The sequence below is a fragment of the Atlantibacter hermannii genome, assembly GCF_009907385.1.
GTDB classification, from domain to species: Bacteria; Pseudomonadota; Gammaproteobacteria; order Enterobacterales; family Enterobacteriaceae; genus Atlantibacter; species Atlantibacter hermannii_A.
Window position 1 is genome coordinate 14,782 of sequence record NZ_JAAATR010000084.1, and the last position, 19,158, is coordinate 33,939.

The 19,158-nt window shown below is 54.0% G+C and carries 16 protein-coding genes; 7 read left to right on the forward strand and 9 right to left on the reverse strand.

Annotation, left to right across the window (positions count from 1 at the left end; genetic code table 11):
* Positions 1-85 precede the first annotated feature (85 nt).
* Positions 86-544, forward strand: coding sequence for a methylglyoxal synthase (mgsA, locus tag GV764_RS18760; RefSeq protein WP_161661442.1), 459 nt, complete (start codon positions 86-88; stop codon positions 542-544).
* Here mgsA and helD read toward each other — a convergent pair whose 3' ends face one another.
* A complete protein-coding gene (gene helD / locus GV764_RS18765; RefSeq protein WP_161661443.1) occupies positions 545-2,599 on the reverse strand; it encodes a DNA helicase IV in 2,055 nt (684 codons plus the stop codon).
* Positions 2,600-2,723: 124 nt separating this feature from the next.
* Between helD and GV764_RS18770 the strand changes: the two genes are divergently transcribed.
* Both GV764_RS18770 and yccS read left to right on the forward strand, forming a co-directional pair.
* A complete protein-coding gene (locus tag GV764_RS18770) occupies positions 2,724-3,170 on the forward strand; it encodes a YccF domain-containing protein (RefSeq protein ID WP_161661444.1) in 447 nt (148 codons plus the stop codon).
* Positions 3,171-3,187: 17 nt separating this feature from the next.
* Complete coding sequence (gene yccS / locus GV764_RS18775) at positions 3,188-5,320, forward strand: YccS family putative transporter (RefSeq protein ID WP_161661445.1); 2,133 nt, start codon at positions 3,188-3,190, stop codon at positions 5,318-5,320.
* Here yccS and GV764_RS18780 read toward each other — a convergent pair.
* The gene (locus GV764_RS18780) at positions 5,303-5,920 is read right to left on the reverse strand and encodes a TfoX/Sxy family DNA transformation protein (RefSeq protein ID WP_161661446.1); all 618 of its coding nucleotides are present in this window, start codon (positions 5,918-5,920) and stop codon (positions 5,303-5,305) included. The two genes, yccS and GV764_RS18780, sit on opposite strands and share 18 nt — an antisense overlap.
* 217 nt (positions 5,921-6,137) lie before the next feature.
* Between GV764_RS18780 and sulA the strand changes: the two genes are divergently transcribed.
* Both sulA and ompA read left to right on the forward strand, forming a co-directional pair.
* On the forward strand, positions 6,138-6,647 hold the full coding sequence (sulA, locus tag GV764_RS18785) for an SOS-induced cell division inhibitor SulA (RefSeq protein WP_161661447.1): 510 nt from the start codon (positions 6,138-6,140) through the stop codon (positions 6,645-6,647).
* Positions 6,648-7,000: 353 nt separating this feature from the next.
* Positions 7,001-8,083 carry a porin OmpA gene (gene ompA / locus GV764_RS18790; RefSeq protein WP_161661448.1) on the forward strand — a complete coding sequence of 361 codons (1,083 nt, stop codon included), beginning with the start codon at positions 7,001-7,003 and terminating at the stop codon, positions 8,081-8,083.
* An 85-nt stretch (positions 8,084-8,168) separates the two neighbouring features.
* Here ompA and matP read toward each other — a convergent pair whose 3' ends face one another.
* Positions 8,169-8,624 (reverse strand): macrodomain Ter protein MatP, encoded by a 456-nt coding sequence (gene matP, locus GV764_RS18795; protein WP_125291816.1) that lies wholly within the window; start codon positions 8,622-8,624, stop codon positions 8,169-8,171.
* A 182-nt stretch (positions 8,625-8,806) separates the two neighbouring features.
* Here matP and GV764_RS18800 point away from each other — a divergent pair, with 182 nt between their 5' ends.
* Positions 8,807-10,567 carry an AAA family ATPase gene (locus GV764_RS18800; protein ID WP_161661449.1) on the forward strand — a complete coding sequence of 587 codons (1,761 nt, stop codon included), beginning with the start codon at positions 8,807-8,809 and terminating at the stop codon, positions 10,565-10,567.
* 68 nt (positions 10,568-10,635) lie between these two features.
* Positions 10,636-11,154, forward strand: a complete 519-nt coding sequence (gene fabA, locus GV764_RS18805; protein WP_161661450.1) for a bifunctional 3-hydroxydecanoyl-ACP dehydratase/trans-2-decenoyl-ACP isomerase — start codon at positions 10,636-10,638, stop codon at positions 11,152-11,154.
* A gap of 63 nt (positions 11,155-11,217) precedes the next feature.
* Here the strand turns inward: fabA and rmf are convergent, their stop codons facing one another.
* From rmf to rlmKL, 6 genes are all read right to left on the reverse strand, one after another.
* A complete protein-coding gene (rmf, locus tag GV764_RS18810) occupies positions 11,218-11,385 on the reverse strand; it encodes a ribosome modulation factor (RefSeq protein ID WP_002463017.1) in 168 nt (55 codons plus the stop codon).
* A 253-nt stretch (positions 11,386-11,638) separates the two neighbouring features.
* Positions 11,639-12,205 (reverse strand): membrane integrity-associated transporter subunit PqiC, encoded by a 567-nt coding sequence (pqiC, locus tag GV764_RS18815; RefSeq protein WP_161661451.1) that lies wholly within the window; start codon positions 12,203-12,205, stop codon positions 11,639-11,641.
* On the reverse strand, positions 12,202-13,842 hold the full coding sequence (pqiB, locus tag GV764_RS18820) for an intermembrane transport protein PqiB (RefSeq protein WP_161661452.1): 1,641 nt from the start codon (positions 13,840-13,842) through the stop codon (positions 12,202-12,204). The genes pqiC and pqiB overlap by 4 nt, the downstream gene beginning before the upstream one ends.
* Positions 13,829-15,100 carry a membrane integrity-associated transporter subunit PqiA gene (pqiA, locus tag GV764_RS18825; protein ID WP_161661453.1) on the reverse strand — a complete coding sequence of 424 codons (1,272 nt, stop codon included), beginning with the start codon at positions 15,098-15,100 and terminating at the stop codon, positions 13,829-13,831. The genes pqiB and pqiA overlap by 14 nt, the downstream gene beginning before the upstream one ends.
* Before the next feature lie 16 nt (positions 15,101-15,116).
* Positions 15,117-17,024, reverse strand: a complete 1,908-nt coding sequence (locus GV764_RS18830) for an ABC transporter ATP-binding protein (RefSeq protein ID WP_161661454.1) — start codon at positions 17,022-17,024, stop codon at positions 15,117-15,119.
* A gap of 6 nt (positions 17,025-17,030) precedes the next feature.
* Positions 17,031-19,148, reverse strand: coding sequence for a bifunctional 23S rRNA (guanine(2069)-N(7))-methyltransferase RlmK/23S rRNA (guanine(2445)-N(2))-methyltransferase RlmL (gene rlmKL / locus GV764_RS18835; RefSeq protein WP_161661455.1), 2,118 nt, complete (start codon positions 19,146-19,148; stop codon positions 17,031-17,033).
* Between the last annotated feature and the right edge of the window lie 10 nt (positions 19,149-19,158).

Genomic DNA, 19,158 nt, shown 5'->3' on the forward strand with positions numbered 1-19,158 from the left:
TCAACCCCGGTTTTTTTAATCGCTTCGCTTGCGGCATCAATCACTTCCGGTAAGCTGTATCCAAATTTCTTTCCTGGATACTGATATGGAACTGACTACCCGTACTCTTGGCGCACAAAAACATATCGCGCTGGTCGCCCACGATCACTGCAAAGAGATGCTGTTGAAATGGACTGAGCGCCATCAAACGCTGCTGTCGCAACACGTACTTTACGCCACCGGTACCACCGGCAACCTGATTCAACGCGCCAGCGGGCTGGAAGTGAAAGCCATGCTGAGCGGCCCGATGGGCGGCGACCAGCAGGTAGGCGCGTTGATATCGGAAGGCAAAATCGATGTGCTGATCTTCCTGTGGGACCCGCTTAACGCCGTGCCTCACGATCCCGATGTCAAAGCGCTACTGCGCCTGGCCACCGTCTGGAACATTCCTGTTGCCACCAATATTTCTACTGCCGACTTCATTATCCAGTCGCCGCACTTTAACGATAACATTGATATTCTAATTCCAGACTACCAACGTTATCTGGCCGACCGGCTGAAGTAATTACGGCTTTTTCGCCACCGGCACACCGAGCGCTTCCAGGATCGGCACAAAACGGGAAGGGTTCGGTTTGTTATACAGCAACCATATCCGATGCCGGGCGCGCGTTAGCGCCACATAGAGCAAGCGCCGCTCCTCGGCATCCGGGAAATCTTCCGGCTGCGGCAACAATCCCTGCTCAATCACCGATTCTCGCGCCGGTGCCGGAAACCCTTCTTTGCCATCCTGTAATCCAACAATAATGACATAGTCCGCCTGCTGGCCTTTGCTGGCATGAATGGTCATAAAATCGATGTTCAGCTTTGGCCAGCGGGTCCCGGATTTTTCCAGCGCCGCCGGACGCAGATGATGATAGCGAGCCAGCACCAGAATGCGCTCATCGGGACGGGCGTATCCGCTGAGTTTATCCAGCAGCGCCTCAAGCTGGTCTTCAGGCAGCAACGTGACCGCTTTTTTGTCCCCTGCTGTCAGACTGTTCAGCGGCTTAGCCAGCTGATGCGGGTTCTGCTGCACAAACGCGTTGGCGATGTGACCAATACGATCGTTAAAGCGATAGGTCGTATCCAGCGCGCATTGATCTCCTTCGCCGAAGTGATGGGTAAAAGACGTGGTCAGCAGCAGCTCCGCGCCGCTAAAGCGATAAATCGCCTGCCAGTCATCCCCTACGGCATACAGGGCGGTATGGGAATTTTGCCGCCGCAGCGCCGCCAGCAGCGCCGCGCGTTGGGGAGAGATATCCTGAAACTCATCCACCAGAATATGCTTCCACGGGCTGATAAAACGACCGTTTTCCAGCACATTGACCGCCTGGTGAATCAGCCCGGAGAAATCCACCGCGCCTTCCGCTTTCAGGGCGCTCTTCCAGGCTTTAACCAGCGGGGCCATCAGCCTGACGCGTTTCTGAAACAGATCGCGCATCTCTTCCGGCACGCTGGCGATCATGTCTGCCTGGGAGCCACCATGGGTACGGATAATCCCCAGCCATCTTTCCAGCCGGGGAGCAAGACGGCGCGCGAGTTTGTCATCCTGCCAGTAGTTGCCCTCGTCAATTTCCCAGTCGAGCTCTTCGGTCAGCCATTGCCGCCAGCCCTTCGCCTGGGCCTTTTTCTCCTGGCACTGCTCACGCCATGCGGTAATCAACAGCTTATGGCGTGCCCCGGTATCGCTTTCCAGTTTGCTGATTTGCGGCGCTTTCTTACTGCCCTGTTGAATAATATGCAATGCCAGCGAATGGAAGGTGCGCGCGCTGATTTGATCGGTATGCAGCCGTTCCTGTATCCGCTGATCCATTTCCTGCGCCGCTTTGCGTCCAAACGCCAGCAGCAAAATTTGATCGGCGGACGCTTCTCCGCGCGCCATTAACCACCCCGCGCGCGCCACCAGCACCGAGGTTTTACCGCTGCCTGCTCCGGCAAGCACCAGCACCGACTCTTCGCCATTAACCACCGCCCGCGCCTGGCTTGGGTTGAGCGGAGACGATTCAATCTGCTGAAAGAATTCGGCGTACTGGCTCAGCATCTGCTCCGTGAATTTTTGGTTGGCCTGCTGGCGGCGTTTTTCAACGTTGCTCAGCCAGCTATTGCACTCAAGGTAAGCGTCACGGCAGTTATCAAACTCCGTTAAGCGCGACAACGGCAGCGGCAAAGCGCTAAACGCCGCGCGGATAGCCTGCTGGATGCCATCAATATCCTGGTGCTTTAACCATTTATTGCGTTGGGTCAGCGCCGCAATGCGCTGGCATTGCTCGTGGAGTACCGATGCGGCGATCTCGCTCATCTCCTGGCTCCAGCGCGTCCAGAGCCCTGTAAGATGCTGATAAAAACGCTGAGTTTCGCCCCATTCCGTGCCGTGCAGACGCACCACCTGATTATTCGGCACCACAAATTCCAGCTCGCCCCATACCATGCCGCGTTTGCAGCTCATCGCCAGCAGTTGGTTAAAGGGGATGATATATTCGTGATTATCGCCCGACACTTTTACGCCAGCGGTCAGGATCTCCACGCGATCGTAAGGATGTTGCGCGAGCCTTTTTCCAATTGAAGTTGCTTTCAGTTCCATCACGTAACCAGGGTTAATCGTCATCGGTTAAGTTTAACCGCCCTGTATATGCCGCTCCAGAGTAAAAACGCGTTACAATTGCTGAGGTTAATGTTTTAGCTCAGCAATCACAGGAAGAGATTCAATGCGCACGGTTCTTAATATTCTTAATTTTGTTCTCGGCGGCTTCGCCACCACCCTTTCCTGGCTGTTGGCAACGGTGCTAAGCATCGTTTTTATAATTACCCTGCCGTTAACGCGCTCCTGCTGGGAAATCACTAAACTTTCGCTAGTGCCTTACGGTAATGAAGCTGTTCATGTCGACGAGCTGGAGCCGCAAAGCAAGAGCGCGATACTCAATACCGGCGGCACGCTATTGAATATGGTGTGGCTGGTGCTGTTTGGCTGGTGGTTGTGCCTGATGCATATCGCGGCCGGGATTATGCAGTGCGTCTCAATTATCGGCATCCCGGTGGGCATCGCGAATTTTAAAATTGCCGCCATTGCGCTTTGGCCGGTCGGACGCCGGGTCGTTTCAGTGGAAGTGGCGCAAGCGGCACGTGAAGCCAACGCCCGTCGCCGTTTTCAGTAATGGGAAAACGCAACAGTATGTTTAGCCCCCTGCTCAGGCGATATGCCTGGAACAGCACCTGGCTGTATAACGTGCGCATTTTTATCGCCTTGTGCGGCAGTGCGGCGCTGCCCTGGTGGCTTGGCGAAGTCAAACTGACTATTCCGCTGACGTTAGGCGTGGTTGCCGCCGCGCTGACCGATCTGGACGATCGGCTGGCGGGGCGGCTGCGTAATCTGATCATCACCCTGATCTGCTTTTTTATTGCCTCCGCCTCGGTGGAACTGCTGTTTCCATGGCCGTGGCTGTTTGCCGTTGGGCTGATGATTTCTACCTGCGGTTTTATCCTGCTCGGCGGCCTGGGGCAGCGTTACGCCACTATCGCGTTTGGCGCATTATTGATAGCCGTGTATACCATGCTGGGCGTCTCGCTGTACGAACACTGGTATCAACAGCCGTTGCTACTGCTGGCGGGCGCGGTGTGGTACAACCTGCTGACGCTGATCGGCTATCTGATTTTCCCCGTCAGGGCCTTACAGGACAGCCTGGCGCGCAGCTATGAGCAGCTCGCCTGGTACCTCGAAATGAAATCACGGCTGTTCGATCCCGACATTGAAGAGGAGCGACAGGCACCGATGATGGAACTGGCGCTGGCCAACAGTCAGCTCATCTCCACGCTGAATCAGACCAAAGCGCTGTTGCTGACCCGCCTGCGCGGCGATCGCGGGCAGCGCGGCACCCGCCGGACACTGCACTATTACTTTGTCGCCCAGGATATTCATGAGCGAGCCAGTTCCGCCCATATTCAGTACCATGAACTGCGCCAAAAGCTGCGCTATAGCGATGTGATGTTCCGCTTCCAGCGGCTGCTGTCTATGCAGGGGCAGGCCTGTCAGGCGCTGGCGCGCTCCATTTTGTTACGAATCCCCTACCAGCACGACCCGCGTTTTGAACGCGCGTTCGTTCATCTCGACGCCGCGATTTCGCGTATTCGCCCGGATGCGATGTCGGATGCGGAAAAGAAAGCCATCGGATTTCTCATCAACAATCTGCGTGATGTCGATGCTCAGTTAGCCAGTATTGAATCTGAGCAGGCCCTGGCTGAACCGCGTAGCGATGAGAACCAGCTTGCCGACGACAGTCTGCATGGCGTCAACGATATCTGGCTGCGGCTGAGCCGCCATTTAACGCCTGAATCAGCACTGTTTCGCCATGCGGTGAGAATGTCGGTAGTGCTGTGTATCGGCTATGCGTTTATCCAGATTACTGGCCTACAGCACGGCTACTGGATCCTGCTGACCAGCCTGTTTGTCTGCCAGCCCAATTATAATGCTACGCGCCACCGCCTGGCGTTGAGGGTGATCGGCACCTTAATCGGCGTGGCTATCGGTATCCCGGTGCTGTGGTTCGTGCCCTCGCTTGAAGGTCAATTGATCCTAATCGTTATCACTGGCGTACTGTTCTTTATGTTCCGCACCGTGCAGTACGCACATGCCACGATGTTTATTACCCTGCTGGTGCTGCTGTGCTTCAATCTGTTAGGCGAAGGCTTCGAAGTGGCGCTGCCGCGCGTGATTGATACCTTAATAGGCTGCGCGATTGCCTGGGCAGCGGTGAGTTTTATCTGGCCTGACTGGCGTTTTCGTCGGCTCGATTTGGTGCTTGAGCGGGCGCTGAATGCTAACTGCCGTTATCTCGACGCGATTCTTGAGCAATACCATCAGGGCCGCGACAACCGTCTCGCCTACCGAATCGCCCGGCGTGACGCCCATAATCGCGATGCGGAACTGGCGTCAGTGGTGTCGAATATGTCGACGGAGCCCCATGTCAGCGATGACATACGTGAAACCGCCTTTCGGTTGCTGTGCCTGAACCATTCATTAACAGGCTATATTTCCGCCCTTGGCGCACACCGCGAAAAAGTCGTGAATAGCGACATCCTCGCTATCCTGGATGACGCCGTTTGCTATGTCGACGATGCGTTGCACCATCTTCCTGCGGACGAAAGTAAAGTTCAGATGGCATTATCCGGACTGACACAACGAATCCGGGAAATCGAGCCTCGCCAGATGAGTAAAGAAGCACTGGTTCTACAGCAAATAGGGTTAATTGCGGGGCTGCTTCCGGAACTGAGTAAATTGCAGAATCAGGTGTCATCCCTCACTCAGTGAGCAGGACTGTTGCATAAACCATTCATACAGCTCCCGGCGAGTGTCCGCCGGGAGCGCCGCCTCATGCAACCCTACAATGGCGCCTTCAAGCGCATATAAAGTTTTAACCCCACAATTTTTTTTAATGGTGCGCAACTTCAGCCAACACGCTTTCGAACCATACGCTTTAAGAGTGGGCACATCGCCAATCCCTGCTTCCCAGAGCCATATCTCATATTGCAAAGAGAGATTCGGTAAATCTTTAACACGCAATGCTTGCTGGCGGTGGGCAATATCCTCATTGGCACTGGTAATAGAATCTGCCGCTAACCGCACCAGTAAATTCGGGTTATCCCACAGTTCGTTATCAACCTGATAATAATTCAGGTAAACCGCTCTACCCCGGCGTGTGAACTTCAGCTTCGATAATTTACGTTCAGTAAAATAGACGGCACTTTGTTCATTTGCACGTAAAAAAAACTCCCCCTCAACAAGCATGCCAAATGCGGCTTTATCAATGGTCAGACTGTATCCGCCGAACAGAGAACGACAACGCACTTCGCCCAGGGTTTTTAATAAATCCTCAACACGCGCAAGCGTTTCAATAGTCGTTGGTTTCATTATAACTCCTTTATTATCAATAGATAACAGGAATGTATCCGTTATTAATTCCTGTAAAAGGAACATATTCAACTTGGCGAATCTCGGCAATAGTAATTTTCAGCGCAGGAGGATTTTGATGAGAGAATTGCGAGGCACTTTCAGAAAATAAGGTTGATCTTTGCGCTGCTCGCAGTTACTGTATAAACATACAGTACACACTGGAGTTGAACTCATCATGAACATCACTGCTCATTCAAATCACTCAGTTACACCCTTGCATATGGCAAAACCGCATCCGGAATACTCTGCGGCCCCGGAGATGAAAGGTATGGTCAGTGAAATTGTTTATCAGGAAGATCAGCCCTGGATGACACAGTGTGTTTTATTACCATTACTCCAGCAGCTTGGTCAGCAATCGCGTTGGCTGTTATGGCTTTCGCCAAATCAACGCCTCAGCCGTTCATGGCTTCAGGCGTCTGGCCTACCGCTGACCAAAGTGATGCAGGCTAACCCAACCAATTCTTATACTACCGTTGATGCGATGCTGCGTGCATTGCGTACCGGAAACTACAGCGTGGTGATCGGTTGGTTATCGTATGAGATGAGTGACGAAGAACACCAGGCGCTTTCAGAAGCCGCGGAAATGGGTAATGCCCTTTGCTTCATTATGCGGCCTTCACGTGGCGCTATTAACGGTACGAGACCACGTTCTGCGCTAAAAATTCACTCTGGTTTGTATCATTAAGTAAATTTAAGACAAATCCTGGACTTATTTTTAAATATTTACAGGCCGTTGTTCATACGCGAAATTTAGGCGGAATACGCGGCTTCCGCCACCACTGCCCCATCATCGCTGTCTAGAATTGCAGCAAAAATGTTAACAAATATGTACGCAAGTCGTTTTTTTTCATATGCCTGACGGACTTCACACTTGTAAGTTTTCAACTACGTTGTAGACTTTACATCGCCAGGGTTGCTCATTAATAAACCGTACAGACGGTAGAGTTACAAGTTGAGCTATAACCCCGGTGAAGGATTTAACCGTGAGCACTTTTTAGAGGCGCTCATGGCCTTTTGGATGATAACGAGGCGCAAAAAATGAAAAAGACAGCTATCGCGATTGCAGTGGCACTGGCTGGCTTCGCTACCGTAGCGCAAGCCGCACCGAAAGATAACACCTGGTATGCAGGTGGTAAGCTGGGCTGGTCCCAGTACCACGATACCGGTTTCTACGGTAATGGTTATGACGACCGCATCGGTAACGGCCCGACTCATGCAGATCAACTCGGCGCTGGTGCTTTCGGTGGTTACCAGGTTAACCCGTACGTTGGTTTTGAAATGGGTTACGACTGGTTAGGTCGTATGCCGTACAAAGGCGACACCGACAACGGCGCTTTCAAAGCTCAGGGCGTTCAGCTGACCGCTAAACTGGGTTACCCGGTAACTGACGATCTGGATATCTATACCCGTCTGGGTGGTATGGTATGGCGTGCTGACTCTAAAGCCGCATACAACAACGGTGCTGGTGGTCGTCTGAAAGATCACGACACTGGTGTTTCTCCAGTATTCGCTGGTGGTGTTGAATGGGCTGTTACCCGCGACATCGCTACCCGTCTGGAATACCAGTGGGTTAACAACATCGGTGACGCAGGTACTGTAGGTACTCGTCCTGATAACGGCATGCTGAGCGTTGGTGTTTCTTACCGTTTCGGCCAGTATGACGCTCCGGCACCGGTTGTAGCGCCGGCTCCGGCTCCGGCTCCGGAAGTACAGACCAAGCACTTCACTCTGAAGTCTGACGTTCTGTTCAACTTCAACAAAGCCACGCTGAAACCGGAAGGCCAGCAGGCTCTGGATCAGATGTATACCCAGCTGAGCAACCTGGATCCGAAAGACGGTTCCGTCGTGGTTCTGGGCTTCACTGACCGTATCGGTTCTGACGCTTACAACCAGGGCCTGTCTGAGAAACGTGCTCAGTCCGTTGTTGACTACCTGATCTCTAAAGGTATCCCGTCTGACAAGATCTCTGCACGTGGCATGGGCGAATCTAACCCGGTTACTGGTAGCACTTGTGACAACGTTAAACCGCGCGCTGCTCTGATCGACTGCCTGGCACCGGATCGTCGCGTAGAAATCGAAGTTAAAGGTATCAAAGACGTTGTAACTCAGCCGCAGGCGTAAGTTACCGTTATGAAAAAACCCCGCAATGCGGGGTTTTTTTATCTTCTGTTTTCAACGCATCGCAGGCGTTGTGATAAAAAACACGCTAGTCGCCTTTACCCAGCAATGCTTCGATATCCTGTTTCAGTGTAGACATCTGGCTGGCGTACTTTTCCTTACGCTCAGCATCTTCAATAAGTTGCACAATGGTTTCGGAAAGCGTAATGCCCCTACGCTGCGCAAGCCCGGCTAACCGCTGCCATACCATATATTCCAGATCGATAGACTTTTTGCGGGTGTGCTGATGCTCCGCATTGAAGTGACGCTTGCGACGAGCCCGGATCGTCTGCTTCATGCGGTTAATTAATTCAGGATTAATGTGCGCGTCTATCCAGTCGGCAACCTGGACGGGTTCATTTTCCATGTTGAGTAAGAGGTCAACTGCCTCTTTGGCCGCACTGGCTTCAATATAACGCGTGATCAGCTCGCCTTCGCGATGCTTCTTCACCAGATATTTCCATTTCCAGCCGCTTTCGAGATTTTCCAATTGTTGGTATTTCATTGTGATCTCAGGGTGACCGTATAACTCACTTCAGAATAACAGTTTTTTGCCATTTAGCTGAATTGAAATCGTAGCCTGTGATTCTCGAATCTATTCTCCCGGTCAATTGCTTGATTACGAGTGTGTCCTGTTTGCCATTACGCTATAATCGCGCCTTTAACCTCTACCTTAAAAAAGCGACTTTGACCATTAACAAACTTTCATGGCGTGCTCTGGTCACCGACACCGATCGGTACCTTGAACTGTTTACGCAGCCACAAACGGACCCCGATTCGCCGCTCGACATTCAAGCCATCCAGCCCCGTTTATGCTTTGGCCTTGAACAGTTGATTCACCCTTATTCCTCTTCGGCGTTTATGCTCATCAGAGCGCCGGAAGAAAAAGATTATCTCGATACCGTCGCTGGCTATTTACAGGCAAATAGCCCTGCAGCTGACCAACTGTTTGGCGGCCGTTACTCCATTGAAAACCAGAGCGTTACGCTGCATCCCGCCGTTAGCGCTGAGGATCCTTTTACCAGCGCAGGTGAGATTGTTTCAGCCGATTGGGTCGAAACGGAACAGCTGTTCGGGTGCGTACGCCAACTGGGCGAGAAAGTCAGCTTACAGGCAGGCCTTATTCACCAGGCTAACGGCGGTGTGCTGATCCTCTCTCTTCGTGCTCTGCTTTCCCAGCCGCTGCTGTGGCTGCGTTTAAAACATATGGTTGAACGCAACCGCTTCGACTGGTTCTCACAGGACGAAACGCGTCCATTACCGGTTTCGGTGCCCTCTTTACCGCTGCAGTTGAAAGTCATATTGGTCGGCGATCGAGAATCACTGGCAGATTTCCAGGAGATGGAGCCCGAGCTGAGCTCGCTCGCGATTTATAGCGAATTCGAGGACAACCTTCAGATTGTTGACGAAGAAGCAATGAGCCTGTGGCAGCAGTGGGTGCTACATATTGCGGCGAGTCATCAACTGCCTGCGCCTGATGCCAGCGCCTGGCCTATCCTGATCCGCGAAGCGACGCGTTATACTCAGGATCAGGAAACGCTGCCGCTGTACCCTTCCTGGATTTTGCGCCAGCTGCGGGAAGTGTCGCCGCTTTGCGATGGCGAAACGTTTAATGCCGAACAACTTGCCTCTATGCTTGAACAACGGGCGTGGCGTGAAGGTTTTCTCGCAGAACGAATGCAGGAAGAAATCCTGCTTGACCAAATTCTGGTTGAAACCGAAGGCGACCGCATTGGCCAAATCAACGCGCTCTCGGTGATTGAGTTTCCCGGCCATCCGCGCGCGTTCGGAGAGCCTTCGCGCATTAGCTGCGTGGTGCATATTGGCGATGGCGAGTTTATCGATATTGAGCGTAAAGCCGAACTGGGCGGAAACATTCATGCTAAAGGCATGATGATCATGCAGGCGTTTCTGATGTCAGAGCTTCAGCTTGAACAGCAGATCCCCTTCTCGGCCTCGCTGACCTTCGAACAGTCTTACAGCGAAGTCGATGGAGACAGTGCTTCCATGGCAGAACTTTGCGCGTTAATCAGCGCGCTCGCCGATGTGCCAGTGCACCAAAATATCGCCATTACCGGTTCGGTCGACCAGTTTGGCCGGGCGCAACCCGTTGGCGGGCTTAACGAAAAAATCGAAGGTTTTTTTGAGATTTGCCAGAGCCGGGAATTAACGGGCAATCAGGGCGTGATTATTCCATCGGCTAATGTGCGGCATCTTTCGCTATCGCAGCCTTTACTGGATGCGGTAGAGAATGAACGCTTCTTTATCTGGGCCGTGGACGACGTAATGGATGCTTTGCCACTGCTGACCGGCCTGCCCTGGGATGGCGAAGGGCAAACGACCTTGATTCACACTATTCAGGAACGCATCGCACAGGCCACGCAACAGGAAGGAAGAAACCGTTATCCCTGGCCTCTGGGCTGGCTTAACTGGTTCAACCACAACTGATCGGACTTGTTCAGCGTACACGTGTTAGCTAACCTGCGTGCTTCACTAAAATAAGGCTTACTGAGAACATGGTAGATAAACGCGAATCCTATACGAAAGAAGACCTTCTTGCTTCCAGCCGTGGCGAACTGTTTGGCGCTAAAGGCCCGCAGTTGCCCGCACCGAACATGTTGATGATGGACCGCGTCGTCAAGATGACCGAAACCGGCGGCAATTTCGATAAAGGTTATGTCGAAGCAGAACTGGATATCAATCCGGACCTGTGGTTCTTCGGTTGCCATTTTATCGGCGATCCGGTAATGCCTGGTTGCCTGGGCCTTGATGCGATGTGGCAGCTGGTTGGGTTCTACCTGGGCTGGCTGGGCGGCGAAGGCAAAGGCCGTGCGCTGGGCGTGGGTGAAGTGAAATTTACCGGTCAGGTTCTGCCATCAGCGAAAAAAGTGACCTATCGCATCCACTTTAAACGCGTGGTAAACCGTCGTTTGATTATGGGTCTGGCCGATGGCGAAGTGCTGGTTGATGGTCGCGTAATCTATACCGCCAACGATCTGAAAGTGGGCCTGTTTACTGATACTTCTGCTTTCTAAAACCTTGCTCCGGTAAGGCGAAACCTCCGCGCTGCGGAGGTTTCTATGTCTAAAGAGACAGTGTTATGCGATTAACACTTTGACGTCCATGGCTTCTCGCCAGCCTCCAAGCCAATAAGATCTCTGATTAACTGCCTGATAGGGACACATTTCTTTTGGTCGTCCGGTCATACCTGCTTGATAACCGCGTTGATGTGCCCGTTCCAGGCGATCTCGTTTTTGTCTCTTCATGCCTCGTTTCCCTCATCTTTTTTCTGCTGGAAATGAAAACAGTGATGAGCAAGTGCTCAATCACGACTAACGAATAACGCGAAACAAACTTCCCGTCAACGCGCAAAATTCACGCCAATGTCATATTTGTGAGCTATACGAAGGCAAAAAATTACAAATTGATTTAAATGCAATTTTTATCTTATTGGTATCAAAAGAAAAGCCGCTGCAGGCCTGTACAGACTTACAGCGGCTAAAATTTACACAAAAGTTTTTAGCGAAGTCGTTTAATTTCTGCGGCTATACTCTGCGCTTCCTGCTGCCAGGCCTGCCCTAACGTTTTCACCATCGCGTCGTAGCCGTCCTGCTGTTGTTTCAGTTCGATATTAAATGGACGCTTAATCAGCTCGCCCTGGCTGTTGAGCAGCCACTCGCCGCTGACGATCACCCGGCCATCGTAACGGCCATGAAATCCGGTGACATTGACGTTCAGCACCTGCTGCTCGCTACCCAGCGGCGTAGAAGACACCACCCAGCCTGGCAACTGGCTGCTCAGGTTGGCCACCAGCGTATTACGCAACTGCTGATCCAACGGGCTGGCCCACAGGTTGCTGTTGGCGATAGTAAACTGCACGTCGGTAGTTTGATAAACCACCCCGTTACCTGCCAGGTAATCCGGGATCGTCACCTGCTCGACCCACAGAAGCTGCCGCCCCTGACTGGTGGTCTGGCTACTCAGCGCCTGCGGCCCGGCGGGCAGTTGGTAATACGTTTTTCCCTCATCGCTGCTGCTGCAGGCGCTTAGCAGCGCCGCAATCAGTACCGGAAGCCACTTTCTCATTCTTTCGCCCTCTTCGGCTGTGGATCTTTTTTATCCTTCGCTTCAAACACCAGCGCGTTGCTCTTATCGTTCAGGGTGCGCAACACCGGCTGTAGCTCACGCAAGACCTGATCGAGACGCTGCATATCCGCCACCATCTTGTTATAGGCCGCCGAACCCGGCTGGAAGCCCTGCATACTGCGGTTCAGTTCGCGCAACGTGCCCTGCATATCCGCAGGCAACTGCTGCATTGATTTACTGGCGGTCAGTTGGTTCAGGTTGTTCAACGTCTGCTGCAACCGCTGCATGGTGCGCTGGCTCTCGTTAAGCGTATTGGTGGCCTGCTCAATCATCGGGTTAAGCGGCAGATTATTAATCTTGTCAAGAGTTTCCAGCAGCCGCTGTTGGATTTGCGCCAGCCCGCCGCTCACTGAAGGGATAATCGAATAGCCACCGAAGCTGCGCATACCCGACATCGCCGGCGCTTTCGGATAGAAATCGAGATCCATATACAGCGCGCCGGTCACCAGGTTGCCGGTTTTCAGCGAGGCGCGTAAGCCGCGCGATACCAGATCTTGCAAATGCGCGCCGATATCCGGGCTTTCGCCCAACTGGTTTTCCAGACGCTCAGGCTCAATACGAATCAGCACCGGGATACGGTAATCGGTACTCAGCGCCTGGCGCAGTCCGGGCACAAAATACGGCGCCTGCGCCACGGTCCCCAGGCGGATCCCGCGGAATTCAACCGGTGCGCCCGGCTGTAATCCGCGAATCGAATCGTTGAAGAACACTAAGTAATCAATATGTTTGGTGTATAACGAATCCTGAATACTTTTCTGATCGTCATACAGTTTGAATGCGGTTTTCTCAGTAATGGGCTGCCCAAGCTCCCAGCCGTCAGGGATATCAAAGCTCACCCCGCCGCTGAACAAGGTGGTCAGGGAGCCCATTTCCACGCGCATACCCGCCGAGGTGAGATCCACGGCAATCCCGCTATCTTTCCAGAAGCGAACATTGCTGGTGACCAGCCTGTCATAGGGCGCATTGACAAACAGCTGATAGCTGATGGTGCGCTTTTGGGTGTCAAAAGTGCTGGTTTCCACCGACCCTACGCGATAGCCACGGAACAAGACCGGATCGCCGGGCGATAGCTGGCCTGCTTTATTACTGTCGAGTACTACGCGGATCCCTTTAGCATCAGGCGGCGCCAGCGGCGGTGAATCCAGCAGCTGATAGTTATCCGGCACCGATCCTTTAGTGCCCGGTTTCAGTTCAATGTACGCGCCGGAAAACAGGGTATTCAGTCCACTCACCCCTTCCCTGCCAATCTGCGGTTTAACAACCCAAAATACCGAATCCTTATGCAACAGTTTTTCCATGCCGGCATTTAAGCGCGCCTTGATCTCAACGTGCAGAAGATCGTCGGAAAGCACTGCGCTCTCTACTACACCCACGTCCACGCTACGGCTTTTGATGGTGGTTTTCCCACCTTCAATGCCTTCGGCGTTGGTGGTGATCAGCGTGACTTCGGGCCCCTGATGACTGTAGTGATAAAACAGGATCCATGCGCCAATGAGAGCCGTGACGATCGGGAATATCCAGACCGGCGACCAGTTTCTGACCTTGCGCACCTGCGCTTCCCCGTTAGGCTTTTCCATGTTCCGATGACTCCTTATGACTCAATTCCGGCTCGCGATCCCAGGACAAACGTGGGTCAAAGGTCATCGCAGCGAACATTGTAATAATGACGACCAGCGCGAACATCACTGCGCCGATAGCGGGATAAATGCTCATTAAAGCCCCCATACGCACCAACGCGGAAAGTACGGCAATAACAAACACATCAATCATTGACCAGCGCCCAACAAACTCCACCACTTCATAAATCAGGTGCATACGTTCGCTGTCACGCGGTCCGTGGCCTTTGGCATCCCAACACAGCCAGGCGATGGCGATCATCTTTAACGTCGGGACCAGAATACTGGCGATAAAAATCACCAGCGCCACCGGGTACGACCCTTCGCTCCAGAGCAAAATTACGCCGGCAAGGATGGTCGACGGCATTTTATCGCCGAGCAAATCGGTGATCATGATCGGCAAAATATTGGCGGGCAGATAAAGAATGATGGCGGTAAACAGCAGCGCCAGCGTCCATTGCAGGCTGTTTTTGCGGCGCACGTGGCCGCGCGTTTCACAGCGCGGACAGCGCGTGGTATCAGCGGGCAAAATGGCGGTGCAGCACGGGCATGAGCGTAGGCCCTGACGGATACCCGGCACACCGACGCGCGGCGGCGTGGCCAGCGCAGGCATCGGCGCTAAGTCATCCCACAGCCAGCGGCGGTCCACGCACTGGAATGCCCGCAGTTGCAGTAAGCAAAACAGACACCAGGGAATAAAACTGCTGCCAACGCCGATATCGCCGTAGGCCATCAGTTTAACGAAGCTTACCAGCACCCCGGCGAGGAAAATCTCCGCCATTCCCCAGGTTTTCAGGTTAAACAGAATCCGCGCCATGGCCCGCTTCAGGCTCTCAGGCAAGGCGGCGCGATTCACCAGCAGCAGGATCGTCACCAGGCAAAACGCCGGCACCAGTTGGACGAACAGCATAAAAAGCGAGCCCAGGCTGGCGTAATCTTCAGAAAACATGACGCCCGGGATTTCCAGCAGCGTCACTTCGCTGGTGATACCCGCAACCTTCATATTAACGAAGGGGAACAGATTGGAGAGCAGCAGCATAAACAGCGCCGCCAGCGCATAGGCGGTCGGTCGCTGACGCGGCGCGGCCCACTGTGTTGTTAAGGTCGTGCCGCAACGTGGGCAGTTGGCCTTATGGCCCTCTTCCAGCTTTGGCAATAACACCAGCATGTCGCATTGCGAACACAGAATATGTTTCGCCGCATGGTGCTGTTCACACATGCCGCCCTCCCTTTGGCTATCCACCGTTTTTTAACGATTCAAGGTATTCCCAACGTTCGAAAGCCGCCTCAAGCTCCTGCTCTGCGCTAGCCAGTTTTTCCAGCACGCTTTGCGTGACGTCATGAGGTTGGTTAAAGAAGGATGCGTCGCTTACCTGCGATTGCAGGCTTTCCACTGCGGCTTCTAACTCTTCCATGCGCTGCGGCATCTGATCTAATTCGCGCTGCATGTTATAGCTTAGTTTGCCGCTGGCTCGTTTGACAGTTTCTGCTTTCGCAACCGCAACTTCGGGCTCTTTTTTAGCAACCGGCGCACGGGCAAGCGCAGAGGAGGCCTGCTGCCCACGCGCATCGTGATAGCCACCGACGTACTGCCCGATACGCCCTTCACCTTCGAAGATCCAGCATTCCGTCACGGTGTTATCGACAAATTCACGGTCGTGGCTCACCAGCAGCACGGTTCCCTGATAGCTGTCGATTAACTCCTCAAGGAGCTCCAGGGTTTCGACATCCAGATCGTTGGTCGGTTCGTCGAGGATCAGCAGGTTGCTGGGTTTCAGAAACAGACGCGCCAGCAGCAGCCGGTTGCGCTCCCCGCCCGACAGCGCGCGGACCGGCGTCATGGCGCGTTTTGGATGAAACAAAAAGTCCTGCAGATAACCCAGCACATGGCGCGGCTTGCCGTTGACCATGACTTCCTGTTTGCCTTCCGCGAGGTTATCCATCACGGTGCGCTCCGGGTCCAGCTCGGCGCGGTGCTGATCGAAATAGGCGATTTCGAGTTTAGTGCCTACATGAACGCGCCCGCTGTCAGCATTAAGCTGACCGAGCATCAGTTTCAGCAGCGTGGTCTTGCCGCAGCCGTTAGGCCCTACCAGCGCGATTTTATCGCCGCGTTGCACCTGGGCGCTGAAGTTACGCACCAGGGTTTTACCCTGGATACCGTAATTCACCTCCTCAAGCTCAAAGACAATTTTGCCGGAGCGAGAGGCTTCTTCCACCTGCATTTTGGCGCTGCCCATCACTTCGCGACGCTCGCTGCGTTCGCGGCGCAGGCTTTTTAACGCCCGCACACGGCCTTCATTGCGGGTGCGGCGCGCTTTGATGCCCTGACGGATCCAGACTTCTTCCTGGGCCAGTTTCTTATCAAATTCGGCATTTTGCAGTTCTTCAACGCGCAGCGCCTCTTCTTTCTCCAGCAGGTAAGTGTCGTAATCACCCGGATAAGAAACCAGCTTGCCGCGATCGAGATCGACGATTCGCGTCGCCATATTGCGAATAAAGGACCGGTCGTGAGAGATAAAAATAATGCAGCCCTGGAACGATTTTAAAAACCCTTCCAGCCAGTCGATGGTTTCAATATCCAGGTGGTTAGTGGGCTCGTCGAGCAACAGCACGCGCGGCCCGCTGACCAGCGCGCGGCCAAGCGCCGCTTTACGCAACCAGCCGCCGGACAGTGCCGCCAGCTCCATATCCGCATTCAGGCCAAGCTGCATCAGCACTTCGTTGATGCGGTTTTCCAGTTGCCATAAGCCGTGGTGATCGAGCATTTCCTGCACCCGCGCCAGTTCGGCCAAGTTTTTATCACTCGGGTCCTGCATCACCAGATGGGAAACATCGTGGTAGCGCTTGAGGTACTCGGCCTGCTCTTCAATGCCTTCGGCAACAAAATCATACACGCTGCCGGTAACGTTGCGCGGTGGATCCTGTTGCAGGCGCGAAACCACCAGATCCTGTTCGAAAATCAGACGTCCATCGTCCAGACCGACTTCACGGTTAAGGATCTTCATCAGAGTCGATTTCCCGGCCCCGTTACGCCCAACCAGACAAACCCGTTCGTTGTCTTCAATGTGCAGTTCGGCGTTATCAAGAAGCGGTGCGTCGCTATAGGAGAGCCACGCGCCATGCATACTGATTAATGACATAAATAATTATTTCCCGGTCTCGTGAGTAACCAGCCAGCAGTTATGGATTTGGCGATTACGGGCAAAATCTTGCGACAGCGTTTTCTCGGTAATTTCCTGCGCCTTGAGGCCCAGGTCCGCCAGGCCAGGCAGATCCATTTTGAAGCCGCGTTTGTTGTTGGAGAACATGATGGTGCCTCCCGGCTTCAACAGGCGCTTGAGATCTTTCATTAACGCCAGATGATCGCGCTGAACGTCAAACGACGCCTCCATGCGTTTTGAATTCGAGAACGTCGGCGGATCGATGAAGATCACATCAAAACGTTCCGTCGACTCCGCCAGCCATCCCAGGCAGTCCGCCTGGATCAGGCGGTGGTTGCGTCCCGTCAGGCCATTGAGGCGCAGGTTGCGCTCCGCCCATTCGAGATAGGTACGCGACATATCCACCGTGGTGGTGCTTTTCGCCCCGCCCAGCCCGGCATGAACGCTGGCGCTGCCGGTGTAGGCGAACAGGTTGAGGAAGTCTTTATCTTTGCTCATCTGGCCCAGCATACGGCGCGCGATACGGTGATCGAGGAACAGGCCGGTATCGAGGTAATCAGTCAGATTGACCCAGAAGCGCGCATTGTATTCACGCACTTCCATGAACTCTTCTTTCTGGGCCACTTTCTGATACTGGCTGGTGCCTTTCTGGCGCTCACGGGTTTTCAGTACCAGCTTATTCGGGGCAATTTCCAGCACCTGAATCGTTGCGGCGATCACGTCAAACAGACGCTGACGCGCTTTATTAGCATCCACGGTTTTCGGCGGCGCGTACTCCTGAATCACCACCCAGTCGGCGTAGCGATCGACTGCCACGTTATAATCTGGCAGGTCAGCATCATAGAGGCGATAGCATTCAACCCCTTCCTGTTTTGCCCACTTATCCAGCTTTTTCAGATTCTTGCGTAAACGGTTGGCGTAATCTTCCGCGATACGCCCCTGCCCGCCTTCGCTGCTGCCGGCGGCCAGATGGTAATTTTTCTGCACACAGTCCAGCGGGCCGTTTTTGGCTTTGAACTGGCGGTCGGCGCGCAGTTGCAGGCAGCTCAACAGCTCCGGCGAGGCGCTGAACAGCGACAGATTCCAGCCGCCAAACTGCTGCTTCATGGCGCGGCCCAGCAGACTGTGCAGGGCAATCAGCGCCGGTTCGCTTTCCAGACGCTCGCCGTAAGGCGGGTTGCTGATCACGGTGCCGAGCGGACCTTTTGGCAGCGGGTTGGTCAGTTGCGCCACGTCGCTGACGCTAAAAGAGATGATGTCGGCCAGGCCCGCGCGACGGGCGTTGCTGCGTGCCCGCTCGATGACGCGCGAGTCGTTATCAGAGCCGTAAAAACGCGATTGGTACTCGCTCAGGCCACGGCGCGCCCGCACCTGGGCATCCGTTTTCACGCTTTTCCAGATTTCATCGTCATGTTTTGCCCAACCGGTGAAACCCCAGCGGGTGCGGTGCAGGCCCGGCGCACGATCGGTTGCGATCATCGCCGCTTCAATCAGCAGCGTGCCGGAGCCGCACATCGGATCGATCAACGGGGTGCCCGGCTGCCAGCCGGAGCGCTGAACGATTGCCGCCGCCAGGGTCTCTTTGATCGGCGCCTGGCCGGTAGCGTCACGGTAGCCGCGTTGGTGCAGGCCATCGCCGCTGAGATCGAGCGCAATGCTGGCGGTTTCTTTATTCAGCCAGACATTAATGCGCAGGTCCGGCTGATCTTTATCAACATTCGGACGCGGCAGATTTTTACGGGTAAAGGCGTCGACAATCGCGTCTTTAACCTTCAGCGCGCCGTACTGGCTGTTGCGAATGGTGTCATTTAAGCCGCTGAAATGGACGGCGAACGTCGCTCCCGGCGCGAACATCGCGGTCCAGTCGATCGCCTGCACGCCGAGATACAAATCAAGATCGCTGTAGACGTTGCACTCGCTAAGCGGCAGCAGAATGCGCGATGCCAGGCGGCTCCACATCAGGCTTGAATAGAGCAGATGCGCGTCGCCTTCAAAGTGCACGCCGCCCTGAACCACCTGAGCGTTTTGCGCCCCCAGGTTTTCCAGTTCAGTTTTTAACAGTTCTTCCAGGCCGCGCGCCGTACTGGCAAATAAAGCATTCATATCGTCACTT